Raw genomic sequence first — 24,378 nt, forward strand, 5'->3', positions numbered from 1 at the left:
GATGAATTTCCGCGCCACGATGCAGCAGATCGCGAACACCGCTCCGGTGTCGGCGGTTGTTGCGTCGGTCGCGAAGCTCGTTGCGCTGGTACTCGTACTTGTACTCATTACGCCCTCACCGGAGCGGGACGAGTGCTTGACCTGACGCAATAGACCACCCCATCAGGACAACAACCGAAACCCCCGCTCCGAAAGGAAGCGGGGGTTTCGCGTTTTGGGGTCCCGAAAGAATCGCAATCGACGCATCACACTGACCGGAGAAGCACGATGAACGACAACCATGCACTGGGACTGGTTCTGAGCCGCAGCGAAGGCGCCCTGTTGCGTCTGCTCGGCACCGTGCAACGTCGCGGCTTCGAGATCGCCGGCCTGACCACGCAGCCACGCGACGCCGACACCTGGATCGTGCTGATGCAGCTCAGCTCCTCGCGCGACGTGCAGACGCTGAAGCGTCAGGTCGAGAAGCTCTACGACGTCGTCGGCTTCCTCGATACCGAAACCCAACCGCGCCGCATGCCGCAACTCGCGGCCGTCGCCTGAACCCTGACCACGAGGCTTTCGCCATGTCCTTCAAAGCCACCCAATACATCTGGCACAACGGCCACTTCGTTCCCTGGCAGGACGCGAAGATCCACGTGCTCTCGCACGGCCTGCACTACGGCTCGTCGGTGTTCGAGGGCATTCGCGCCTACGCGACGCCCAAGGGCACCGCGATCTTCCGCCTCACCGATCACCTCGAGCGCATGTACGAGTCGGCGCGCATCCACCGCATGAACATTCCTTACGGACTCGGTGACCTGCACGAGGCCTGTCGCCAGATCGTGCGCAACAACCGCCTGACCAAGGGCGCCTATCTGCGACCGATCGCCTATCGCGGGATGATCGGCTATTCGCTGGCGCCGAATCCGGATGCGCCCGTCGAAGTCGCGATCGCCGCGACCGAGATGGCGGCCTTCCTCGGCAACGAGGCGCTGGAGAAGGGTGTCGATGCCTGCATCTCGTCGTGGCAACGACCCGCCGCGAACACCTTGCCGGTGTCGGCCAAGGCTGGCGGCAACTATCTCAGCAGCCAGCAGATCAGCATGGAAGCCGCGCGCCACGGCTACCACGAAGGCATCGCGCTGAACGTCGACGGCATGCTCAGCGAAGGCGGCGGCGAGAACCTGTTCCTGGTCAAGAAGGGCGTGCTGTACACGCCGCCGACCGGCGCCGCCATTCTCGCCGGCATCACCCGCGATTCGATCCTGCACCTGAGCCGCCAGCTCGGCTACGAGGTGCGCGAGCAGGCTTTGCCGCGCGAAGCCCTGTACGTCTGCGACGAGGCTTTCTTCACCGGCACGGCCTGCGAGATCACGCCGATCCGTTCGATCGACGGACTGACCATCGGCAACGGCAGCCGTGGCCCGATCACCGCGGAGATCCAGGACGCCTTCTTCGGTCTGTTCAACGGCAGCACACATGATGCATGGGGCTGGCTCGAACACGTCGGTGGCGGCGAGATCGAAGTCCACCACGACCTCGCCACCGCGCTCGCATGACGGATCCGGCGGCCACCGTCGCACCCGTTTCGCCCTCCCCGGCGACGGTGGCCGCCGACTATCTCGGTCGCGTGCTCAAGGCACGCGTCTACGATGTCGCGATCGAATCGGCGTTGGAGCGTGCGCCACGCCTGTCGAAGCGGCTCGGTGCGCTGGTACTGCTGAAACGCGAGGACCAGCAGCCGGTGTTTTCGTTCAAGCTGCGCGGTGCGTTCAACAAGATCGCCACGCTGGATGCGACGGCGCGTGCGCGCGGCGTCATTTGCGCTTCGGCCGGCAACCATGCCCAGGGCGTCGCGCTCGCGGCGCGCCGACTCGGACTGCGCGCGGTCATCGTGATGCCGACGACGACCCCGCGCATCAAGATCAACGCGGTCGGTGATCTGGGCGGCGAGATCGTGCTGCACGGCGACGACTTCGACGCCGCCTACACCCATGCACGCGAGATCGAACGGCGCGACGGCCTCAGCTTCGTGCATCCGTTCGACGACCCGGACGTGATCGCCGGCCAGGGCACGATCGCGATGGAAATCCTGCGCCAACGTCATGGCGACGAGATCGGCTGCATCGTGGTGCCGGTCGGCGGCGGTGGTCTGATCGCCGGCATCGCCGCGTACACCAAGGCGCTGTATCCGCACATCCGCATCATCGGCGTTGAATCCGAAGACGCACCGACGCTGCACGACGCGCTGGCCGCCGGCCGACCGGTGCGCCTGCCGCGCGTCGGCGTGTTTGCCGATGGCACCGCGGTGCGCGAGATCGGCCATGAATCCTTTCGCATCGTGCGCAACTTCGTGGACGAGATCGTGCTGGTGTCCACCGACGAGATCTGCGCGGCGATCCAGGACATCTTCGAGGACACCCGCGTCGTCGCCGAACCCTCGGGTGCGCTCGCGGTTGCGGGACTGAAACGCTGGCTGCAAACACACGACGGCGGCGAACGCGCCTGCGTCGCCGTGGTCAGCGGCGCCAACATGGGCTTCGATCGTCTGCGCCATGTCGCCGAACGCGCCGACCTCGGTGCCGAGCGCGAGATGCTGCTCGCCGTCACCATCCCCGAGCAGCCCGGCAGCTTCAAGCGCTTCTGCGAAGTCATCGGCACGCGCGCGGTGACCGAGTTCAACTATCGCTACAGCGATGCCGGCGCGGCGCACATTTTCGTCGGCCTCGCCATCGACCCGGGCAGCGACGACCGGAATCATGTCGTTCATGCGATTCGCGCCGCCGGCCTGGCGGTGGAAGACCTCAGCCGCAACGAGATGGCCAAGCTGCATGTGCGCTACATGGTCGGCGGCAAGGCCGCGGGCATCGCCGACGAGCGCCTGTTCCGCTTCGAGTTCCCGGAGCGCCGCGGCGCACTGCTGAAGTTCCTCGACGCGATCGGCACCGACTGGAACATCAGCCTGTTCCACTACCGCAACCATGGCTCGGACTACGGCCGCGTACTCGCCGGCATCCAGGTGCCGGCCGGCACCCGCGAGGCCTTCGCACAACATCTGGCCGACCTCGGCTATCCGCATGTAGACGAGACAATGAATCCGGCGTATCGCGCATTTCTTTAGCGCGGTCGCGCCGATTTCATGCGACGCTATGGCGATCGAAGGAGATACGTCATGCGCCGCTACCTGCACACCTTGATCGCTCTTGTTGCATTCATGATGGCCGGTACAGCAAGCGCCCAGGCCACGCGCACCTGGGTGTCCGGGGTCGGTGACGATGTCAATCCCTGCTCGCGCACGGCGCCGTGCAAGACCTTTGCCGGCGCGATCAGCAAGACCGCGGCCGGCGGCGAGATCAGCGTGCTCGACCCGGGCGGCTATGGCACGTTGACGATTACGAAGTCCATCACGCTGCAAAGTGACGGCGATCTCGGCAGCATCCTGAATGCGAACACGTCAGGCGTCATCGTCAATTGTGCTGCGGCGTGCAACGTGGGACTGCGCAATATCCGACTGAATGGTGCCGGCACGACGATCGGCACGTTCGGTGTGCGAATTCTGGCGGCAAGCAAGGTGACACTGGAGGACGTGATCATCGAGACCAGTGACATCGGCGTCGAAATCGCGACCTCTGCCGCGACCCAGGTCTCGCTGCTGCGCACCACGATCCGCAACGTGGCGGACACGGCGGACGAAGCGGCGATCCGGGTCGCGCCGACTGCGAGCAGCGTGGTCCTGACGATCAACGATAGCCAGATCGACACCCTGAATCGCGGCGTCCTGGTGACGGGTGCCGCCGAGGTTTACCTGCGCAACACGACCCTGAGCGGCGGCCTGCAGGATGGCCTGCTGCTGCTGCCGACGGTCCCGTCGCCCGGCCCGGTGATCAGCGTGATGGTCGAGGGCAGCCGCATCACCGATTTCGGCGCGGCCGGCATCAGCGCGTCGGGGGGCAACACCATCGTGCGAGTGGGTGACAGCACGATCAGCGGCAATTCCACCGGCGTGATCACCAGCAACAATGCCGTGGTCAATTCCTACGGCAACAATCGAATCATCGGCAACGTCAGCAATGGCAGCGTGTCGCCGACATCGATGCAATAGCGCGCTGGGCGCTCACTCGAAACCGTCCTTGAACAGGCCGGGCGCGTTCAACACCGCCAGCGTCGCCTGCCAGTTGCTGGTCGACGCAGGTGCGATGCCGATCAAGGCGGCACCGCTGACATCGCCCTGATGGGCGACACGCAGACACAGATTCAGTGCTGCATTGCACGCACCCCCGTCGGACACGGCGGTACCGGGGGTCAGCGTCAACGCATTCGGATTCGCCTCGAAAATGAAAGCGGCGATCGCCATGCCGCCCGCAACCGATTGCTTGCCATCGACGACCGGGGAGTCGGCGGCCAGTCCCTGCGCCTGCCCGTCGGTCAGATTGGCTGAACCACCGGAGATGAAGCTCGTATAACGCATGCCGCGCACACAGACGGACCTTGCGGCTTCCACCTGACTGAATCCGAGCGTGAACCCGGCGCCAGAGGCGACCGCCTGCGTCGCCGTGCCACGCAGCAACAACACGCTGCGATCACTCGTCTCCGACTTGTGTCCGCCCAGCGTGCTCCAGGCGACGCCCGCAGGGCCACTGACGACAAGATCCGGCGCATCGGCCGAATCCACCGCCACCGCCAGCACGATGCTCTGGCCGGCGATCAGCGACTGCGCCGTGTTGATGTTGACGAGGCGATTGGCCGGGATGGCCGGACAGGCCGAGGCCACGATCGACACCGGTGTCTCGGCCGCCAGGGCCCACCCGGAGGCGGTCAGCGCGAGCACCGAAACAGCACGAAGTTTCCAGCGGCGCGGCGTAGTGGAGGTCATGGCGCGAGGCTAGCATCGTCCGTTGTCGCCTGCGCGGCGCCACCGCGCTCCAGCGACGTCAGTCGTTCCGACAGCTCCGCGACCATCTGCTCCAGCGCCGCAACGCGTGCAGACAACGATCCCGCACTCGCGGCACCGGCCTCGTCGTCGCGCTGCTCGGCCCGGACCTGCGCCTCGACCGGCCCGCAGAACAGTTGCGCAAATCGATCCTCGCGCTGCCCGGCCGCACGCCCGACATTGGCGACGAAACCGCGCTGCTGCAGCCGCTCCAGCACCAGTTTCAGCTCGTCAAGCGAACCGATGTCGGCGAGGCGCTCGCTGCGCGTCAGCAGCTCCGAGGCGGACTGCGGTCCACGCAACATCAGCAGGCACAGCAGTGCGCGTTGCGGTCGCGTCACGCTGAGCTTGTCCTCGATGCGATGCTCGTAACGGTGTGCGCGCGACCCGTGCACGACACGCACCCAGCTGCGATCCTCGAGTTCGCGCAAGGCATGCCCGACCTCGCCCTCTTCGATCGACATGATCGGTTCTCGACTGGTCTTCTGGTTCGCCGCCAGCACCAGCGAGTTCACCGTCAGCGGATACGATTCCGGCGTGGTCACCGCCTTCTCGATCAGGCAGCCGATGATGCGGGCTTCGGCGGGGGTCAACTTCAGCGATTCATCGAGGGTGTCGGACATGCGCATCTCCAGCAACGAAGACGCGCAGTCTGACAAGTCAGCCCGCTCACGGCATCAAGTCGTTCGCAGTCGTACACACTTGTCCGGTGGATTCACCTGCGCCCGGAAATCGATCGGCCAGGCCGACGTCCGGCCCACTTAAGGTTTCAGCGGGCAGGTAGTGAGACCGAGCAGCATGTACAGCGGGCAAAAGCCGACCGCAGCGGTGGCGAACGGAATCAATGCGGCGAGGCCGATCCAGCGCATCGGGCCTTCGAGCGTGAAGGCGAACCCGATGATGGCCAGGCCGAGGACGATGCGGACGATCGCATCGACGGAACCGACGTTCTTCTTCATGGCGATTGCTCCCGAGAGGTGGACCCGATTCTGCGCCGAACCGGAGATTCGGAATTGACCCGCATCAATCCGACGGCGGGGCAATCGCCTGAGCTAGCATCCGCACATGTCCCGCACGCCACGCACGACGGCCGAACACACGCCACGCGGTTTCGAGATCGTCGAGCCGGTGCCCGGGTTCCTGCGTTTCCTGTCGATCGTCGCGCTGCTGCTGCTGGCGATCCCGACCTGCTCGATGTGGCTGGATGGCGGGCTCGACGACACCGCGAAGGCCGTCACCTATGTGTTCGGCGCGCGCACGCTGATCGCCGCAGCCACGTTGTTCGCCGTGCTGCTCTGGTTCGACCGCCACGGCAGCCTGTTGTACCGCTTCGAATGCGATCAGATGGTGCGCCTGTATCGGATCGGGTCGGTGACGATCTGGCGCAGCACGTGGCAGCCATCGGCCGTGACCGGCGCCGAAGCACTCGTCGCCCGAATGCCGCCGGGGCTGCGCCTCAACTACTCGGGCAAGCAGCATTCGACGATCAGCTTCGTCGGCGGCAGCGATGGCGAGGTGCACGCCGCCCTGGCCCAGATCGAAGCGTGGCGCGCAAATCCTTCGGCGGCACCGCGCGCGCGCGAACATCAGTCCGCACCGGCGTTGATCGCCGAGACCGCCGCGGCGAGCGTGTTGATGCGGCTCAGGTTGGCCCCGGCCTTGCTGGTCGTTGCCATTGCTCTGGTGGTCGTCGGCAATGGCGTGCATCTGCTGCGCAGTCCGGAACAGGCCCTGGTCGAGCAGACGCCCTATGACGCGACCGCAGCCGGCGAATTGATTCGTTACCGCATCCTCGTGCGCGCGCCGAATGCCGAGGAGCGTGCGCTGCACCACAGCGATGGCAAGGCCTGGATCGAACTCGGCGTGCGTTGGCAGGACGACAGCGGTGGTTCACACGAGAACTGGTGGCGCAGCAGCGAGGACGTCGATCTGTGGATGCTGCCCGAATCGCGACTGTGGCCACTGGCGCGCTCGATCGGCCTGCCCTGGCTCGAATTCCAGATCCCGGCGGAAGCGGCACCGGCCTGGCGCAACGCGAACGGACAACTCGACTGGACCGAGATCGACACGCGACCCAGCAGCGATGACAAGACACTCGCGTCGCAACGCGATCTCGTGAGAGCCGCCGACCAGCCGATCGACCATCTTGCCGTGCTGCAATTCGCGGCCGCCCCAGACTGGACCATGGCCTACAAGCACGGTGATCCATCATCGGCCATGCTGAAGCGCTGGGCCGATGCCGAACGACAGGCGCAGCGCGAGGTGCCGCTGGCGGCGCTGATTCCGCTGCTGGTGATGGGTGCCTTCGTGGCCGTCATCGCGGGCGCGCTGTGGCTGTTCGGCGGCCGCATCGGGCTTGGTGCGGTCGTGATGACCGCGCTGGTCGCAGCTTCGCCATGGTGGGCGGCGCACTCGGCGCGCATTCCGCAATGGCTCGGCTTCGATACCGATCTCGCCAGCGCCGTCGTCATCGTGTTCCGCAGCGCGGCGCCACTGTCGGCGCGCCAGCACGAGTATCTGGTGCCGCTCGCCACGCCGACACCGGAGCGACCCGACCTGTTGCTGCGCTGGACACCGCAAAGCGCGCGCGCGGCGGAACTGCTGCAGCGACTCGGCCTGACCGATGCCGAACTCGCGGCCGACCCGGTCGACTTCGGCCACAAGGACCACGACCGCGCCCTGAAGCTCGCGACCGCCGCCCTGCTCGCCCCGGTCCATCGCCGCATCCTCGCCTGGAGCGACGCGGAACTGGTCGATTTCCTGGGCGTGCTGCACGAAGGCCGCCACGACCGCTTCAACGCCATCCTGGTCGTCATGCCCGACTGCGCACTCGCCGCGCAGACCGAACGCTCGCAGAACACCCGTGAATGGATCACGGCGGTGTTGCATCCGGATTGCGCATCGTCGCCCTGACAAACCGATCACGCCGACACGACAACGCATTCACCTGACAGATGCTGGACTAGTGCGCCTCTCTTTCAGGACTCCGTCATGCGCCTCGTCCAACTCATCTACTGCAGCCGCGTCGTGACCGGCGTGCACGGCACGGCCATCACCTCGATCGTCGATGTGTCTCGCTTCAACAACGCCCGCGACGGGGTCACCGGTGCGCTCTGCTTCAACGCCAACTTCTTCCTGCAATGCCTGGAAGGCGAACGCGGCGCGGTGAACGAGACCTACCATCGCATTCTGCGCGACCCCCGTCATGAGGGCGCGCTGCTGCTGCGCTACGACGAGGTTTCGAAGCGCCAGTTCGGCGACTGGTCCATGGGTTACCTGAGCAGCCAGGCGATGGCGCCGGACCTGCTGCTGCAGTACGGCAGCAACGATCGCTTCGACCCAGAGCAACTCGGCGCCGACGCCGCCCTCGATTTCCTGCTGGCCTTGAAGTCGCGCTCGATCCGGCTGCGCGACGCAGCGTGAAACGATCTGCCGACAAGCACAAAGCCCGCTGATCGCGGGCTTTGCGTGGCACGAGCAATCCCGCGTGCCGGCGGGTGACATCAGTATCGCCGCGCCGCGTTGCAGCGCGATGACGACGGTGTCTCAGCCGCGCTTCATGAACTTGAAGAACTCGTCGTTGGTCTTCGTGTCCTTCATCTTGTCGAGCAGGAACTCGATCGCCGAGAGCTCGTCCATGGGATGCAACAGCTTGCGCAGGATCCAGATCTTCTGCAGCAGGTCCGGATCAATCAGCAGCTCTTCGCGGCGCGTGCCGGAGCGGTTGATGTTGAATGCCGGATAGACGCGTTTCTCGGTGATGCGACGGTCGAGGTGCACTTCCATGTTGCCGGTGCCCTTGAACTCTTCGTAGATCACTTCGTCCATCTTCGAGCCGGTTTCCACCAGCGCGGTCGCGATGATGGTCAGCGAACCGCCTTCTTCGATGTTGCGCGCGGCGCCGAAGAAGCGCTTCGGTCGCTGCAATGCATTCGCGTCCACGCCGCCGGTCAGCACCTTGCCCGAACTCGGCACCACCGTGTTGTAGGCGCGCGCGAGGCGGGTGATCGAGTCGAGCAGGATGATCACATCGCGCTTGTGCTCGACCAGGCGCTTGGCGCGTTCGATCACCATCTCGGCGACCTGCACGTGGCGCGATGCGGGTTCGTCGAAGGTCGAGCTGATCACTTCGGCGCGCACCGAGCGCTGCATCTCGGTCACTTCTTCCGGGCGCTCGTCGATCAGCAGGATGATCAGGTGCGCTTCCGGATGGTTGTGCACGATCGCCTGGGCGACGTTCTGCAGCAGCATCGTCTTGCCGGCCTTGGGCGGCGAGACGATCAGGCCGCGCTGGCCCTTGCCGATCGGCGCCATCAGGTCGAGGATGCGGCCGGTGATGTCTTCGGACGAACCGTTGCCGCGCTCGAGATGGAACGCTTGGCGCGGGAACAGCGGCGTCAGGTTCTCGAACAGCACCTTGTTCTTGCTGGCTTCCGGCGGTTCGCCGTTGATCTCGTTGACCTTGAGCAGGGCGACGTAGCGTTCGCCGTCCTTCGGCGAGCGGATCTTGCCGGTGATGTAGTCGCCAGTGCGCAGGTTGAAGCGGCGGATCTGGCTCGGCGAGACATAGACGTCATCCGGCCCGGCCAGGTACGAGGCTTCGAACGCGCGCAGGAAGCCGAAGCCGTCCTGCAGGATTTCCAGCACGCCCTCGGCATCGATGCCCTCCGGCGTACGGGTCAGGACCTTCAGGATCGAGAAGTTCACATCCTGGCGACGCGCGCGGGCCACGCCTTCCTGGATGCCCATGCGTTCGGCGAGATCGATCAATGCGGCCGGCGACAGGCGCTTCAGCGCCGTCAGGCTGGTCGGTGCATCGGTCGGAATCGTGTAGTTCGCGCGCAATTGCGGCGGCGCGTAATCACGTTCACCGTTGCCGCCATTGCCGGCGCCTTCGCCGTCGCCCTGGTCGGCCGGGATGCCGTCGTTGTTATTGTTGCTGCGCGGACCACGATCGCGATCCTTGTCCTTGTCTTTGAAGCGCTTGCGAAAGCGTTCGCGCCGCGACATGCGCTGCCCGGCGCTCTCGCCGGCGTCGCCACCCTCGCCGCCTTCCTGGCGCGGGCTGTTGTCTTGGGATTCGCTGCCGCCCTGGGCAGCCTCGGAAGTCGACTTGCGCGACTCGGAAACGGGCGTATCGGTGTCTGGCACCGGAGTATTTTCGGACACGGGAGTCTCGCGCATCAGCGCTGATAGGTTTCGTGGGGAGTTGGAGCAGCGGAACGTCTCGTTCCGGTCAACGCAGCCACCCTCTGCGGCTGCGTCACGCGCGACGGTGTCGTCGCGTTCAGACGGGAATGAACACTAGCACCGCCATTGCGGCGGGCACAAGCGGCCCGGCCCGAAGGCCGGGTCGGTACAAGGTCAAAGGTTCTTGTCGATCAGGCTGGTCAATTGCGACTTCGACAGTGCGCCGACATGGGTCGCCTGCACCTTTCCGCCCTTGAACAGCAGCAACATCGGAATGCCGCGCACGCCGTAGTTGCGCGGGGTCTTCTGGGCGATATCGGTGTTCACCTTGACGATCTTCAGGCGCCCGGCATAACTCTCGGCGACGTCGTCCAGGATCGGCGCGATCATCTTGCAAGGCCCGCACCATTCGGCCCAGAAATCGACCAGAACCGGTTCGTCGGATTGCAGGACGGTGGCGTCGAAGGTGTTGTCGTCGGCATGGGCAATGCGGTCGCTCACAGAAATCTCCTTGATGGGCGCGGACTTGCGCCGGACTTGCGGTACACTCGGCGGGTCGCGCGACGGCCTTGATCCTCTGGATCGGCACCGCGCGCTTGCCGGGGGCGTCGGATTGTCGCCCCCACCCGGGGACCGATCAAGCGCGTCCCCGACCTGCCCGCGGAGTTGCGGGCGATTCCGCGCCGAACAAGGCCGCACCCGAAAGGCAACAGAAAAAGAATGTCCGACAAACCACTGACCGATGTCTGCTTCGAGAATTTCAGCCTCCATCCCGATCTGCTGAAGGGTCTCGAAAGCGCCGGCTTCATCCGCTGTACCCCGATTCAGGCGATGTCGCTGCCCATCACCTTGCAAGGACGCGACGTCGCCGGCCAGGCCCAGACCGGCACCGGCAAGACCGCCGCCTTTCTGGTCTCGATGTTCAATCGGCTGCTCACCAAGCCGGCCCGCGCCGACCGCAAGGACAACGAGCCGCGTGCCGTGATCCTGGCGCCGACGCGCGAACTGGCCATCCAGATCGAGAAGGATGCGCAACAGATCGGCCGCGAACTTGGCCTGCGCATGGCGCTGATCTACGGCGGCGTCGACTACGACAAGCAGCGCAGCCTGCTGGCTGGTGGCGTCGATGTGGTCATCGCCACGCCCGGCCGCCTGATCGACTTCGCCAAACAGCATGTGGTGTCGCTGCGCGCCGTCGACGTCGTCATCCTCGACGAGGCCGACCGCATGTTCGATCTCGGCTTCATCAAGGACATCCGCTTCCTGCTGCGACGCATGCCCGACCCGCACGAGCGCCAGAACCTGCTGTTTTCGGCGACATTGAGCCATCGCGTGCTGGAGCTCGCCTACGAGCACATGAACGAACCGGAAAAGGTCGTCATCGAATCCGAGTCGGTGACGGTGTCGCGCGTGCGCCAGGTCGGTTACTACCCGGCTGCCGACGAAAAGATCCCGCTGCTGCTGCATCTGTTGCACCAGGTCGGCAATCCGCGCGGCATGGTCTTCGTGAACATGAAGATTGCCGCCGAACGCGTCGCGCGCAAACTCGAAGCGCAGGGCTGGAAGGTCGGACTGCTCAGTGGTGACGTACCGCAGAAGAAGCGCGAGTCGCTGCTGAACCGGTTCCAGAAGGGTGAACTCGAACTGCTGGTCGGCACCGACGTCGCCGCGCGTGGCTTGCACATCAACGGCGTCACACACGTCTTCAACTATGACCTGCCGCATGACGCCGAAGACTACGTGCACCGCATCGGCCGCACGGCTCGCCTAGGCGCCGAAGGTGATGCGATCAGCTTCGCCTGCGAGGACTACGCGGTGTCATTGCCCGACATCGAGAAATTCATCGAGCAGAAGATTCCGTTCGAATCGATCACGCCGGAAATGCTGGTGGCGCCGCCGAAGCGCGAACGTGCACCGGGCGAAGGCCGGAGTGAATTGGCGGAAGTGCTGGATGCCGCCGCAGCCAAGCGCCGCGAAGACCGCGACCGCAAGAACCGCGATGGCAAGTCCGGAGGTAGCCGTCGGTCGTCGACGGGTTCCTCCGGGTCGACGGGCAGCGGTCCGCGCGGCGAACGCAAATCCGGCAGTGGCGAACAGCGCCGCGATGGCCAGAAGCCGCGTCATGAAGGTCCTCGCCCGCAGTCGCAGCCGGCACCGCTGCCGCGAGCAGACGACGCCGCTCCGAATGAATCGCCAGCCGAAGCCGAGCGCCGTCGCAATCGCCGCCGCCGCAAGCCGCGTGGCGAGCGCGTCGAAGCCAGCGGTTCGGTCGCGATCCAGCAACCGATCACCGCCGAGATTCCGGTGGTGTCCGATCAGACCCCGTTCTTTGCGCGTCTGAAGCAGAAGATCAAGCAGATCGTGCAACGCCTGCCGATGCCGGGCCGGCGCCGCTGACCGCCATCGCCGTCTGCGAGCATCGGTTGCGATCACCGGTCCTCGCGACGCCCCCCGATTCGCGGGGCTGACACCGTACGGGGCGATGGCCAGACTCTCGGCCAGCCTCCGGAGCGTGTCATGCGTCTGCGATTGATCGGTATACGACTTGTTCGCCTGACGTTGCTGGCCCTGTTCGCCGGCAACGCCCAGGCGGAGATGGTCGGCATGAACCTGGTCATTCGCGACCCGATGGGCACGGGCACCTTCGGCAGCGGTGGCATCAACAGTGTCGGATTGACCGCGATCAATGTTTCCGGCGCCACCCTGACCCCACCGATCACCTTTCGCATGACCCTGCCCGCGGGCGTCAGCTTCACGCCGGGATCCGGTGGCGGCAGCGGCGGATTCGCCTGCTCCGCGCCGGTGACGCCGCGCGACGTGGTGTGCGTGCGCAACACCAACTGGACCACGGCGCTCTTCTCCGCTTCTCTGGGTTTCGAGGTCGACATCGCCGACAACGCACCAATCGGTGCGACCGAATTCACCGGCACCATGGAAAATGCGCAGTACCCGTTGCCGGTCCCGCTGAGTTGCGTGACCACCAATGGCGGCACCACACAGTGCGCGAAAGACCATCATCACCATCGTGCAGTCGCAGGTCTACGTCGACCAGATCACCATCGACAACGACAACATCCTGACGGCGGGCGACGACGAGCGCGCGCGCGTACGGGTGCGCAACATCGGATTCGACCAAGGCAATGCGCCACTCACGATGAAGCTCCACTGGCCGACCGGCGTCACCTACCTCAGTCACATCAACGTGGCACCGGCGACCTGGACCTGCAGCGGTGCCAGCACCACGACCTGCACGACGAACAACGGCATCGTCGGCAGCAATCAACCGATCTTCAACATCCGTGTCGCCGACACCATCCCGATCCCCGGCCCGTTGACGATCCGAACCGAGATAGGAAATCGCGAACCGCAGCCGATCCCGACCGATTGCCTGGTGAACCCGTCGCAACTCGGCTGCTTCTCGGCGTCGTTCACGACCGAGCCGGCACCCGCGGCACGTCTGGACATTCTCAGCATGGCGCACGCCGCCGCGGTGATGCCGATCCAGAATGACGCCGGCACCATCACGGTCAACTACAAGAACAACGGCAATCTCGGTGCCGGCAATTCCTACATGTCGCTGCAGTTGCCACCGGGCTTCGGCTATTCATCCATCCAGGCGGGCAGCGGCTACGCCATGACCGCCTGCGTCGCGAGCGGCACCGTCGCGCTCGGCCAGACCGTGAAATGCAGCCGCAGTGCCGGCCTGCCGGTCAATGGCAGCGGCTCCGGCATCGTGCGGGTGAACATCGCGCGCGGCGTCGTGTCGCGCCAGGGCGGCGACCCGCTGGTCATCGCATCGATCGCGACCGCCGCCGCCGACACTGCCAATCCCGACATCCTGCTCGACTGCGCGTCGACGCCCGATGCCGCGCACTGCGAACATCATGCGATTCCGGTCAGCGGTCGCTGCATGGACTACGCCGAAGACATCTATTGCGACGGTTACGAATCCGTGCAGTGAGCACGATGCAATCGCGTCAGGGCAACAGCACGCGCACCTCATCGTCACGATGACGATAGAGAGCGCGGCCGCGGCCTTGCGCCTTGGCCTCGTAGAGCAGGGCATCGGCTTGCTGCAGCGCCGACTCGGCATGATCCTCGGCCGTCGGCAGGACCGTCACCGCACCGATGCTGACGGTCACGTGCGCCGCATTGACCGACGCACTGTGCGCGATCGCCAATGCCTCGACCGCCGCCAGCATCGCCTGCAACATCCGGCCGACCGGCACCGCATCGGCGTCCGGAATGATCAGCACGAACTCCTCGCCGCCATATCGCGCGACGAGGCCGCCGGCCGGGCAGGCCCCGGCGATCGCCTGCGCAACCCGGCGCAGGCAGACGTCGCCGGCCCCGTGTCCGTAATGGTCGTTGTAGCGCTTGAAGTGATCGACATCGATCAAGACCAGCGTGATTGCCCGCGCACCGTCCTGGGCAGCGCGCCAGCTCTGCTGGAGCGCGATCCCGAACTGGCGCCGATTGGCCACGCCGGTGAGCACGTCCTCGCTGGCGATCCGCGACAGTTCGTCTCGCGCCGCCACCAGATCCTGGGTGCGCAGCGCGACCTCGTTCTCCAGCACGCGGTTGCGCTCGGCCAGCACCCGCACGCGCCAGTGCACGAGGACGCGTGCCAGCAGAGCGAGAAGCAAGGCATACCCGGCATACGCCCACCAACTCAGCCAAGGGGCCGGCCGGATCGTGAATGCGAACCCGACCGGTCCGGAGACGAAGCCGCCGGCATCGCGCGCCCAAGCCACGAAGCGATACTGCCCGGCACCGAGATTCGTGTAGTCCTTGCGCCGTGCTTCCTGCCATGCGCCCGGCTGCGGATCAAAGCCTTCGAGCTGGAAGCGATAGCGGATCCGTGACTCGGCGCGATGCGCCAGCAACGATGCCGAAAAACTCAGGTTGCGCTGGCTGTGGTCGAGCACGTCGTCGCCACGCAATTGCAGGCGCCCGTCGGACAGTTCGACGCGGTCGATCCACAACGGCTTCGCACGATCATCCGGTCGTTCCAGCCGCGGGTCGTACATCGCCAGTCCGCGCGCAGTACCAAACCAGATGCGCCCATCGGCATCGACCAGGCGCGCGCCTTGCTGGCAATCACTGCTCGGCAGTCCGTCTTCCAGCGAAATCAGCTCCAGACCGAAGCGCGACCCATCGAGGACGTCCGGTGTCCGCGGCGTCAATCGAGCGACGCCACGCGTCGTGCAGAGATAGATGCGCCCGGACTGATCGGCAGCGATGCTTTGCACGGTGTCGCTCGGCAAGGCCGGCGTACCCCGGGTCGAAAACACCTCGGGCGGCGCGTTCGGATCGTCCACGCGGAAGCGCAAGGCACCGCCGGACAGCGTGCCCGCCCACAACCAGCGCACGCCGCCAGCGTCGGTCGCGAGTTGCAGCGACAGGATGTTGTCGCTGGCCAAACCGTCGTTGCGATCAAAGGTGTCCCATGCCCCGCGATGCAGACGCGCCACGCCCTTGCTGGTCGCCACCCAGAGCGTTCGCGAGCCATCGTCGGCGGTGGTCTCCAGCACCTGGGTCACGATCGTGCTGGGCAATTCCAAGCCTTCGCGAAAGGTTTTCCAGACGCCCTGCTCGAGCTTGGCGAGTCCGCCCTCGGTCGCCGCCCAGAGCACGGTCGCACCGTCGTCGGCCTGCGATTCGACCAGTTGGTAGACCCGACGGTTCGGCAGTCCACGGGTGTCCAGCAAGGTCCATCGGCCGTCCTCCAGACGGCCGATGCCGCCTCCGAACGACGCCACCCACAACACCGGCGCACCCGCTGCATTGCGCGTTTCCAGCAACGAAAACAGGATGGTGTGGCGTAACGGCTGCGGCAGCGGGACCGGCACGAAGCGGTCACCGGACCATTTCGCCAACTCACCGTCCGACGTTCCCGCCCAGATCACGTCGGCGCCGGCCGCATCGCGGGTCAGCAGCACCGAGGTCACGGCGCCGCTGGGCAAGCCGCTGGCGGCGTCGAAGGTGCGCCAGACATTCGGCGACAGGCGCACCACGCCGCCGCCCCACGTGCCCAGCCACAAGGTGCGCAGCCCCCCGGCGACACCGTCTCCATGACCTTCCAGATGATGCGGATCGGCAGGCCGCTGCGCTCGTCGTAGCGCGTGAACCGACCATGCTCGAAACGCAGCAGTCCACCCTCGGAGCCGATCCACAGCGCCGGCGAACCATCGTCGGCCTTGAGACGCCGCAAACACTTCAACATTGCTTGGCAGTCCCGATGCGGTATCCAGCATCGTCCACGCACCCGCCTCGTAAATGGCGATGCCGCCGCCATACGACGCCAGCCACAATGCCGGACCGCCGGACAAGCCCGGGGCCTCGATGATGTCGTCGATGCGATGGCCATGCAGCGACTCGGGGACCGGCACCGATACGAAGCGGGCGCCATCGAACCTGGCCAGGCCCGCGGCGGTGCCGACCAGCAGTTGGCGCGGACCGCCGAGACGATCACTCTCGATCATCGCCTCGCAGTCCAGGTTCGGCAGCCCTTCGTCCAGCCCGAAGACCTGCAACTGCCCCTGGCGTGATCGCGCGACGCCGCGATCGGTCGCAATCCACAGATCAGGTGTGTCGCCCTCCCCGGTCTCGAGCAAGCCGCGGATGCGTCGGCTCGGCAATGCCGCGTTCTGCGCGAACACCTCCCAGCCACGTCCGGTCCATCGTGCCAAGCCGCCGTCGAACGTGCCGATCCAGAGTCCGCCGCCACGTGCGGCCCGCATGACCCGCGGATAGTTCGAATGCATCTCGGGCGGCAAGGTCAAGGTGTCCCAATCCTGGCCGTTGAAGCGTGCCGCGCCATCCTGGGTGGCTGCCCAGACGAAGCCGCGTTCGTCGGTGACCAGATCGACAATCGTGTGCTGAGGCAGGCCGCTGCGTTCGTCGAAGCTGACCCAAGGCAGGCGACCGGGTGGCGCCAGCGCGATGTCCAGCTGCACTGTCCGTGCCGGCGCATGGACCGTTTCGGCGCGCACCAGCGGCATGCCTGCAAGCAGCACGATGCCGATCCCGGCCCATGCGCGGATCAGGGCGCGCACGAACATCGCAGACGACTTCCGGGCATCCATCGCGTATGCATCCCCCTTACCGCGGCGCGGTCTCCGGATTTAACGACCGAACGAGCGCGATGGAAAGGGCCGTGCGCCGACGCCGTGAGAGCGCCGGTCGTCGCATTCGCCGCGACGACCAGGCTTCAATGCGGATTCGTCATCACCTTCGTCTTCGGCGGCATCGATCGCATCCATCGCGGCGTCGTCCGCATCGTGGCCCGACAACGCCCGTTCATGCGCGATCAACCCCGTCGCAACAGCGACTTGAGATTCGCGAACGGGTTGGATGTGGCGCCCGCCGTCGGTGTCTCGCGGACGCCGGTGGCGCCTGCGTCATGTTCGATCTGGCGCTGGTGCTCGTTGTCATGGCAATACAGGCACAGAAGTTCCCAATTGCTGCCGTCCGCCGGATTGTCGTCGTGATTGTGGTTGCGATGGTGCACCGTCAATTCGCTCAGGTTCACCCGCGTGAACTCGCGCGCGCAGCGTCCGCAGATCCACGGATACAGGCCGAGCGCGCGCTCGCGATAACCGCCCTCACGCTCGCGCTTCGCCTTCGCTGCATCGGCGACGATCTTGTCGAGCTTGGCTTCGTCGATGGGTTTGTGGGTGGACATGGGTGTACCTCAGAACGATGAACCGGGTTGTTTCAGGAATTCAATTTCTTCGACCGTTGATGCCCGCCCCAAGATCGCGTTCCGGTGCGGATACCGACCGAAGCGGTCGATGATGGCTTGGTGCTTCAATTCGAAGTCATGGTTCCCGGGCAACGCGAACTCGCGATACAGGCGCTCGGCCTCGACATGAACCCGACGCGACTCGCTGTGCATGTAGGGCAGGAACAGGAAACCACGCTCGACCGGAATCAGCGATTCGTGCGCGCTCGCTGCCACTGCTTCCTGCGCCAAAACCAGTGCCATACCGTCCTGCGCAAACGCGCCCGGCGTGCCGCGGAACAGGTTCCGCGAGAACTGGTCCAGCACGATGATCTCGGCCAATCGTCCTTGCGCCGTCGCCCGCCAAGCGAACAACTCGCCCGCCGCCGCCTGCCGATGCAGGTCGAGAAAACGGCTGCGAATCAGTTCATCGAACGCCGCATCGACCCGCCACCACTGCGCCGGATCGATCTCGCGGAACCAGAAATCGAGAACAGGATGGTGCATTCGCGGTGCCCCGGACAACAACGGACGCGGCGCCGATCAACCCGCCAGCTTCACCAGTTCTTCCAAGGTTTCGAAGTACCGGCGATGGGTCTTGCGGATGTGCGCTTCGGAAGGCGCCTGCAAGATGACGACTTCGCGAATCCGACCAGCGGCGTTGTGTTCCAACTCCAAGGTCAGACGCTGCGAACGGGCAAGTGCGGCTTGATTGGCGTCGAAAGGAGTCATCGACATCAACTTGCCTGCACTGCGGTCGTAGTCGATCAGGAAATACATCGAATCACCTCGCCTCTCTCCTCGCGAGAGCGAAGATACTTGATCACACACAACGAAGTTACGCCCCTCGGAATCTGGCGAAGAACTCACCGTCAACATCGTGAACAGTGCGGGGCTTCACACCAAGTTCCTTCTCGATAAACAACGCGACCAGTTGCTCACCATCAATAAGTTCGATAGGGCTGCGTCCTGGCATCGTTGCCTCGGCGCGCGCGTCCTTTGTAAATCGACCCGTCGTGATGATGACGCCCTTCTCGGCCAACCCCGAAATGTCGTTGCGAAATTGAGCTACGACTTCGCGCCCAACGACATCCTTGTACCGCTTGGCCTGAAAGGCGACACGAACGGTCACGACGGGATTCAATCGTAGCGTTCCAAATCCATCGATTCCGAAGTCCCGAGACTGTTGGGTAGCCTCGACCGATTCGAGTCCGCATCGGCGCAAGAGCTGAACACAAACGAGCTCGAATCCTCTAGCCGGGAGCCCGCGCAACGTGGCGAGCAAAACATCCTCGAAGACCTCCTCATCCGGTATGGCGGCTAAATCTGCAGAATCACTGGGCGTCTGCTTAGACTCTTCTGCTCTTCTTGCATCCGCGTGGATCTTTCCCCATCTAGCAGCGATTCCGCGCGACTGATCCGGCGTGAGGTGAACCTTCCACCCGCTCGATGTCAGTGACCAGACCCCTCTACGAGATCCATCGAGCAAACCCTCCCAAACCAGAAACTGTCGAGCCCAGGCCACTTGGTTAGCGAATCGAGACCGCTTGTTCTGATTGATTTTTGCGAGCTCTTCTTCCGGAACCTTCAATTTTCCGGCAATCCATTCACCAACTTCTGCGGGCTTCGCTTCACCACCAAGCGCACGGAGCGCATCCAACAACGGTCCCATCCATTGGAGGAATTCTGCTCCGGACTTGATCTTGGACTGCGCCATTTTCACACCCCCATCGGATTCGCCTTGTCGATGTCGATGCCGTAGAGCTTGATGGCCTTGGCGACATCCGCGCGCTTGAGCTTGCCTTCGTCGGCGAGGGCGCTGATCGCGGCGTGGGCGATCCAGTGGCGGTCGACTTCGAAGAAGCGACGCAGGTTGGCGCGGGTGTCGGAGCGGCCGAAGCCGTCGGTGCCGAGCACGGTATAGGCCATGCCCTTGGGCAGATAGGCGCGCACCTGGTCGGCGTACTGGCGCACGTAGTCGGTGGCGGCAATGGCCGGGCCGTCGCGACCTTGCAGTTGCTGCGTGATCCACGCGCTGCGCGGCTCCGATTCCGGATGCAGGCGGTTCCAGCGCTCGACATCGGCGCCGTCGCGGCGCAATTCGTTGTAGCTCGGACAGCTGTGGATGTCGGACTTCACGCCGAAATCCTTCTCCAGCAGTTCGGCCGCCGCAATGACTTCGCGCAGGATCGTGCCGGACCCCATCAACTGCACGCGCAATTCGTTCTTCTTCGACTTGCCGGCGTCCTTGAGCAAGTACATGCCGCGGATGATTCCTTCGGCCGCGCCTTCCGGCATTTCCGGGTGCGCGTAGTTCTCGTTCACCAGGGTCATGTAGTAGTAGCAATCTTCCTGCTCGGTGAGCATGCGACGCATGCCGTCCTGCAGGATCACCGCGACTTCGAATGCGAAAGTCGGATCGTAGCTCTTGCAATTCGGGATCGCGCTGGACAGCAGGTGCGAATGACCGTCCTCGTGTTGCAGGCCTTCGCCATTGAGCGTCGTGCGACCGGACGTGGCACCGAGCAGGAAGCCGCGCGCGCGCATGTCGCCGGCGAGCCAGGCGAGATCGCCGACGCGCTGCATGCCGAACATCGAATAGAAGATGAAGAACGGCAGCATCGGCAGGTTGTTGGTGCTGTAGCTCGTTGCCGCCGCCAGCCACGAACACATCGCGCCGGCCTCGGTGATGCCTTCCTGCAACACCTGCCCGGCCGCGTCTTCGCGGTAGTACATCAACTGGTCGGCATCGACCGGCTTGTACAACTGACCGAACGGCGCATAGATGCCGATCTGGCGGAACAAGCCTTCCATGCCGAACGTGCGCGCCTCGTCGGCGACGATCGGAACCACGCGCGGGCCGACGGCCTTGTCGCGCAACACCAGGTTCAAGGCCTGCACGAAAGCCATCGTCGTCGAAATCTCGCGCTCGCCCGAGGATTTCAGCAGTCGATCGAAGGTCGCGAGTTCCGGCACCGGCAGCGACTCGTCGGCCTTGCGGCGACGCTGCGGCAACGACCCGCCGAGCGCGGCACGGCGCGACTTCATGTACTGCACTTCGGGCGAGTTCTCGCCCGGGTGGTAGAACGGCACCGTTTCCAGATCCTCGTCCTTGATCGGCAGCTTGAAGCGATCGCGGAAGTGGCGGATGGAGTCGGTATCGAGCTTCTTCTGTTGATGCGTGATGTTTTGCGCCTCTCCGGCCTCGCCCATGCCGTAGCCCTTCACGGTCTTGGCGAGAATCACCGTCGGCATGCCCTTCTGGTTGGACGCCGCGTGATAGGCCGCATAGAGCTTGTGCGGATCATGCCCGCCGCGATTGAGATGCCAGATGTCGTCATCGGACAAGTTCGCGACCAGCGCCTTGGTTTCGGGGTATTTGCCGAAGAAATGTTCGCGCGTGTACGCGCCGCCGAAGGCCTTGTAGTTCTGGTACTCGCCGTCGAGCGTCTCGTTCATCAGCTTGCGCAGCACGCCGTTCGGGTCACGCTGCAGCAGCGCATCCCAATGGCTGCCCCAGACCACCTTGAGCGCATTCCAGCCGGCGCCGCGGAACACGCCCTCCAGCTCCTGGATGATCTTGCCGTTGCCGCGCACCGGGCCATCGAGCCGCTGCAGATTGCAGTTGATCACGAACACCAGATTGTCGAGCTTCTCGCGCCCGGCGAGCGCGATCGCGCCCAGCGATTCCGGTTCGTCCGACTCGCCATCGCCCATGAAGCACCAGACCTTGCGGTCGGATACCGGCATCAGGCCACGATGTTCGAGGTACTTGAAGAAGCGCGCCTGATAGATCGCGCTGATCGGGCCGAGCCCCATCGAGACCGTCGGCGTCTGCCAGAAATCCGGCATCAGCCAGGGATGCGGATAACTCGAGATGCCGCGACCATCGACCTCCATGCGGTAGTGGTCGAGCTGGTCCTCGCGCAGGCGGCCTTCGAGGAAGGCGCGGGCGTAGATGCCCGGTGAACTGTGGCCCTGGATGTAAAGCAGATCGCCCGGATGGGCATCGCTCGGCGCACGCCAGAAGTGGTTGAAGCCGACGTCGTACAACGTGGCGCTCGACGCGAACGACGAGATGTGGCCGCCAAGTTCACCCGGCTTGCGGTTCGCGCGCACCACCATCGCCATCGCGTTCCAGCGCAGGATCGAACGGATGCGCCATTCCAGCGCCGCATCGCCATCCGGCTTCGCCTCACGCGAGGGCGGGATGGTGTTGATGTAATCCGTCGTCATCGGGAACGGCAAATGGCCGCCGGCGCGACGAGTCTCGTCAACCATGCGTTCCATCAGGAAGTGCGCGCGCTCGGCCCCGTCACGACCGATGACGGCACTGATCGCCTCCATCCATTCGCGGGTTTCGCTGGGATCGAGGTCGTCGTTCAACAGGTCGTGGATCTGGCTCATCGCTGCGCTCTCTGCTGGCGGCCCAAGGGCCGTGTGGTGTTCCAAGCGGCGATGCTAGCGAAGTTGGCGCGCGCGCCCCATCCTCGTGCGTTTGAATGCACCAATAACGTGCAAATACCGAGGCGCTCAGCGACGCAGCGCGCCCGCGGCCTTGCATGCGCCCGTGGCCTGCATGGCCGCGAGACCGGCGCCATGTTCGAACGGCGGCTTCCAGTAGGCGTCGAAACAGGCTTTCGGGCAGCAATCGGCATGCTGGTCCGGACCACAGGTGGCAATGCTACTGATGCACTCCTCGCGTTCCACGCCGACCGCCGAGTAGCGATTGCGGCACTGGTCGATCTCGGCACTGCAGACCTCGATGCCGTTGCGGATCGGCTTCGCGGCGCGCATCACCGGATCGTCGGCATCGACCACGCCATCGCGACGCACAAGACCATTCGGTTCGATCAGGGTTTCAAAAGCGTCACCGCCCGGGAAGAACGCACAGACGCGCAACACGCCGCCGCTGCCGATTTCCGCCAGCACCCGCGACGCACCCGCCGAATTGAGCCGACCGAACGCTTCGACCTCGACTGCGTGCGCCTGCGCCGGCGTCATCTTCGCGGCGATCTGGACCAGTCCCGCGCCCGTTGCCTCGACGCGTTCGCAGGGGCTGCGGTACGCCGGCGCGGTGCTGCTGCCGCTGCTCAGTTTCGCATCCGGTTCCGCACCCTTGGCGCAGGGCGTGTTCGATACCACCACGCTGCCGTCCTTGTTCTTGCACTTGTAGACGTTGGCGGCATCGACCGCTTGTGCAAGGCACAGGGCCGCCAGCGTCATGCAGAGACTGGCGATGCGTGACAGATTCGGTTGCATGTCGGTCTTCCCCCAACGTGGCGGCGATTATGCCGCGAGACTCAGTGCGTGATTTCGCCGTCGACGCTCGGCGGAAACTGGATGTGGAAACCGCTCGCGGCCAGATTCGCGCGAACCACGGCGGCATCGCCGCGCGCGAGCTTGCGCTCCGGGGTCAACGCCACTTCCAGCACGAAACTGAGCGCCCCCAGGCTGGCCGCGAGATTCGCCGGCAACAATCCGAAGGCGTCGCGTTCGCGCAGATAGACATAGGTATCACCGCGCTTTTCGCTGCGATAAACGTAACACTGCATCGTTCGGCTCCTCGATTTCGCGGCGCGCGCATTGGCGGCCCCGGTACGACGCGGCAGAATAGCGGCATGCGCAAGAAACCGCTGTACAAGATCAGTTTCCTGAACCAGGGCAAGAGCTACGAGCTGTATGCGCGCTCGGTGCATTCCTCGGACCTGTGGGGCTTCACGACGATCAGCGATCTCGTGTTCGACGAGGCCAGCAGCGTGATCGTCGATCCGTCCGAAGAGAAACTGCGTGACGAGTTCAAGGACACGAAATCCCTGCACCTGCCGATCCAGGCGATCCTGCGCATCGAGGAAGTGGAACGCCGCGGCACCGCGTCGATCCGCGATGCCGCGAGCGGCGACAAGATCACGCCCTTCCCGATGCCACCCAAACCGGGTTGATCAGAACGAAATCTGCGCGGCGATGGTCAGGCCACCGTCACCGCCGCCATTGAAATCGAACCATTCGTAGCCGCCGCGCAGCGAGAACGTGTCGTTCGGCGTCCAACGCACGCCGCCTTCAAGCATCAGGCCATCGTCTGAATCGTTGACGCGTCGCGAGCCGGCGATGGTGGTGCTCTCGCCCTCGATATCGGCGGTGAAATAGCCGATCTTGGTGTACGGGGCCCAGGCGGCATCGCCGTACTCATAGACGATGCCGAGCGACCAGCCATCGGCTTCGAGGTCGTAGCCGAGATCGGGGAAGGGACCGAGCTTGCGCTGGCCGAAATCGTGGTAAGCCGCCTCGACCGCGAAGTTCTCGTTGATCCAGATGCCGCCGAAGGCTCGCGCGAACGCGTCATTGTCTTCTTTCAGCGTGGCACCCGGCCCGACCCGAACCTGGTTGGCGTCGGGTGCCTGGGTGATGCCGACGCCGACATAGCCATCGAGGGCATGGGCGGACGTGCTTGCGGCCAGCGCCGCGATCAACAGCAAGGGGGAATAGCGCATGGAACGTTCCTTTCTTCGCAGGCGGCGCGGCGGCCATCGCCACGCCCTCCCCGCATCATCGC

24 protein-coding genes are annotated in these 24,378 nt (G+C 64.9%); 9 read left to right on the forward strand and 15 right to left on the reverse strand.

The window, feature by feature from the left end:
- The first annotated feature begins 267 nt into the window (after window positions 1-267).
- Genes IPP28_17440 through IPP28_17455 form a run of 4 tightly spaced genes read left to right on the forward strand, consistent with a single transcriptional unit; the run spans window position 268 to window position 4,081 of the window.
- Window positions 268-540 (forward strand): ACT domain-containing protein, encoded by a 273-nt coding sequence (locus IPP28_17440; GenBank protein ID MBL0042782.1) that lies wholly within the window; start codon window positions 268-270, stop codon window positions 538-540.
- A 23-nt stretch (window positions 541-563) separates the two neighbouring features.
- Window positions 564-1,538: a branched-chain amino acid transaminase gene (locus tag IPP28_17445; protein MBL0042783.1), complete on the forward strand. Its 975-nt coding sequence runs from the start codon at window positions 564-566 to the stop codon at window positions 1,536-1,538.
- Between the two features lie 47 nt (window positions 1,539-1,585).
- A complete protein-coding gene (ilvA, locus tag IPP28_17450; protein MBL0042784.1) occupies window positions 1,586-3,100 on the forward strand; it encodes a threonine ammonia-lyase, biosynthetic in 1,515 nt (504 codons plus the stop codon).
- 51 nt (window positions 3,101-3,151) lie between these two features.
- Entirely contained in the window at window positions 3,152-4,081 is a 930-nt protein-coding gene (locus IPP28_17455) for a right-handed parallel beta-helix repeat-containing protein (GenBank protein MBL0042785.1), read from the forward strand.
- Window positions 4,082-4,093: 12 nt separating this feature from the next.
- Here the strand turns inward: IPP28_17455 and IPP28_17460 are convergent, their stop codons facing one another.
- From IPP28_17460 to IPP28_17470, 3 genes are all read right to left on the reverse strand, one after another.
- Window positions 4,094-4,852, reverse strand: a complete 759-nt coding sequence (locus IPP28_17460) for a hypothetical protein (GenBank protein ID MBL0042786.1) — start codon at window positions 4,850-4,852, stop codon at window positions 4,094-4,096.
- The gene (locus IPP28_17465) at window positions 4,849-5,532 is read right to left on the reverse strand and encodes a DUF480 domain-containing protein (GenBank protein MBL0042787.1); all 684 of its coding nucleotides are present in this window, start codon (window positions 5,530-5,532) and stop codon (window positions 4,849-4,851) included. The genes IPP28_17460 and IPP28_17465 overlap by 4 nt, the downstream gene beginning before the upstream one ends.
- Window positions 5,533-5,670: 138 nt before the next feature.
- A complete protein-coding gene (locus IPP28_17470; protein ID MBL0042788.1) occupies window positions 5,671-5,868 on the reverse strand; it encodes a DUF2892 domain-containing protein in 198 nt (65 codons plus the stop codon).
- A gap of 106 nt (window positions 5,869-5,974) precedes the next feature.
- Here IPP28_17470 and IPP28_17475 point away from each other — a divergent pair, with 106 nt between their 5' ends.
- Window positions 5,975-7,822, forward strand: coding sequence for a hypothetical protein (locus tag IPP28_17475; protein ID MBL0042789.1), 1,848 nt, complete (start codon window positions 5,975-5,977; stop codon window positions 7,820-7,822).
- Window positions 7,823-7,900: 78 nt separating this feature from the next.
- Window positions 7,901-8,332, forward strand: a complete 432-nt coding sequence (locus IPP28_17480; protein MBL0042790.1) for a BLUF domain-containing protein — start codon at window positions 7,901-7,903, stop codon at window positions 8,330-8,332.
- 123 nt (window positions 8,333-8,455) lie between these two features.
- Here the strand turns inward: IPP28_17480 and rho are convergent, their stop codons facing one another.
- Together rho and trxA are read right to left on the reverse strand one after the other, a co-directional pair.
- The gene (rho, locus tag IPP28_17485; protein ID MBL0042791.1) at window positions 8,456-10,093 is read right to left on the reverse strand and encodes a transcription termination factor Rho; all 1,638 of its coding nucleotides are present in this window, start codon (window positions 10,091-10,093) and stop codon (window positions 8,456-8,458) included.
- A gap of 180 nt (window positions 10,094-10,273) precedes the next feature.
- Window positions 10,274-10,600, reverse strand: coding sequence for a thioredoxin TrxA (trxA, locus tag IPP28_17490; GenBank protein MBL0042792.1), 327 nt, complete (start codon window positions 10,598-10,600; stop codon window positions 10,274-10,276).
- A gap of 219 nt (window positions 10,601-10,819) precedes the next feature.
- Between trxA and rhlB the strand changes: the two genes are divergently transcribed.
- Window positions 10,820-12,496, forward strand: a complete 1,677-nt coding sequence (gene rhlB / locus IPP28_17495; protein ID MBL0042793.1) for an ATP-dependent RNA helicase RhlB — start codon at window positions 10,820-10,822, stop codon at window positions 12,494-12,496.
- 32 nt (window positions 12,497-12,528) lie between these two features.
- Here rhlB and IPP28_17500 read toward each other — a convergent pair whose 3' ends face one another.
- Window positions 12,529-13,080: a hypothetical protein gene (locus IPP28_17500; GenBank protein MBL0042794.1), complete on the reverse strand. Its 552-nt coding sequence runs from the start codon at window positions 13,078-13,080 to the stop codon at window positions 12,529-12,531.
- 2 nt (window positions 13,081-13,082) lie between these two features.
- Between IPP28_17500 and IPP28_17505 the strand changes: the two genes are divergently transcribed.
- Window positions 13,083-14,060 carry a hypothetical protein gene (locus IPP28_17505; GenBank protein MBL0042795.1) on the forward strand — a complete coding sequence of 326 codons (978 nt, stop codon included), beginning with the start codon at window positions 13,083-13,085 and terminating at the stop codon, window positions 14,058-14,060.
- Window positions 14,061-14,076: 16 nt separating this feature from the next.
- Here the strand turns inward: IPP28_17505 and IPP28_17510 are convergent, their stop codons facing one another.
- From IPP28_17510 to IPP28_17545, 8 genes are all read right to left on the reverse strand, one after another.
- On the reverse strand, window positions 14,077-17,187 hold the full coding sequence (locus IPP28_17510; protein ID MBL0042796.1) for a diguanylate cyclase: 3,111 nt from the start codon (window positions 17,185-17,187) through the stop codon (window positions 14,077-14,079).
- Window positions 17,188-17,411: 224 nt separating this feature from the next.
- Window positions 17,412-17,786 carry an HNH nuclease family protein gene (locus tag IPP28_17515; GenBank protein MBL0042797.1) on the reverse strand — a complete coding sequence of 125 codons (375 nt, stop codon included), beginning with the start codon at window positions 17,784-17,786 and terminating at the stop codon, window positions 17,412-17,414.
- A gap of 9 nt (window positions 17,787-17,795) precedes the next feature.
- The gene (locus IPP28_17520; protein ID MBL0042798.1) at window positions 17,796-18,332 is read right to left on the reverse strand and encodes a DUF924 domain-containing protein; all 537 of its coding nucleotides are present in this window, start codon (window positions 18,330-18,332) and stop codon (window positions 17,796-17,798) included.
- A gap of 36 nt (window positions 18,333-18,368) precedes the next feature.
- Window positions 18,369-18,605 carry a hypothetical protein gene (locus tag IPP28_17525; protein ID MBL0042799.1) on the reverse strand — a complete coding sequence of 79 codons (237 nt, stop codon included), beginning with the start codon at window positions 18,603-18,605 and terminating at the stop codon, window positions 18,369-18,371.
- Window positions 18,606-18,663: 58 nt separating this feature from the next.
- Window positions 18,664-19,488 (reverse strand): restriction endonuclease, encoded by an 825-nt coding sequence (locus IPP28_17530; GenBank protein MBL0042800.1) that lies wholly within the window; start codon window positions 19,486-19,488, stop codon window positions 18,664-18,666.
- A gap of 56 nt (window positions 19,489-19,544) precedes the next feature.
- A complete protein-coding gene (gene aceE / locus IPP28_17535) occupies window positions 19,545-22,232 on the reverse strand; it encodes a pyruvate dehydrogenase (acetyl-transferring), homodimeric type (GenBank protein MBL0042801.1) in 2,688 nt (895 codons plus the stop codon).
- A gap of 126 nt (window positions 22,233-22,358) precedes the next feature.
- Window positions 22,359-23,087, reverse strand: a complete 729-nt coding sequence (locus IPP28_17540; GenBank protein ID MBL0042802.1) for a DUF4124 domain-containing protein — start codon at window positions 23,085-23,087, stop codon at window positions 22,359-22,361.
- Between the two features lie 41 nt (window positions 23,088-23,128).
- Complete coding sequence (locus IPP28_17545) at window positions 23,129-23,380, reverse strand: YcgL domain-containing protein (protein ID MBL0042803.1); 252 nt, start codon at window positions 23,378-23,380, stop codon at window positions 23,129-23,131.
- A 66-nt stretch (window positions 23,381-23,446) separates the two neighbouring features.
- Between IPP28_17545 and IPP28_17550 the strand changes: the two genes are divergently transcribed.
- Window positions 23,447-23,767: a DUF1820 family protein gene (locus tag IPP28_17550; GenBank protein MBL0042804.1), complete on the forward strand. Its 321-nt coding sequence runs from the start codon at window positions 23,447-23,449 to the stop codon at window positions 23,765-23,767.
- Here IPP28_17550 and IPP28_17555 read toward each other — a convergent pair whose 3' ends face one another.
- Window positions 23,768-24,316: an outer membrane beta-barrel protein gene (locus IPP28_17555; GenBank protein ID MBL0042805.1), complete on the reverse strand. Its 549-nt coding sequence runs from the start codon at window positions 24,314-24,316 to the stop codon at window positions 23,768-23,770. It abuts the gene before it with no gap.
- Window positions 24,317-24,378: the final 62 nt, after the last annotated feature.

The sequence above is a fragment of the Lysobacterales bacterium genome (assembly GCA_016721845.1).
Classification (GTDB): domain Bacteria; phylum Pseudomonadota; class Gammaproteobacteria; order Xanthomonadales; family Ahniellaceae; genus JADKHK01.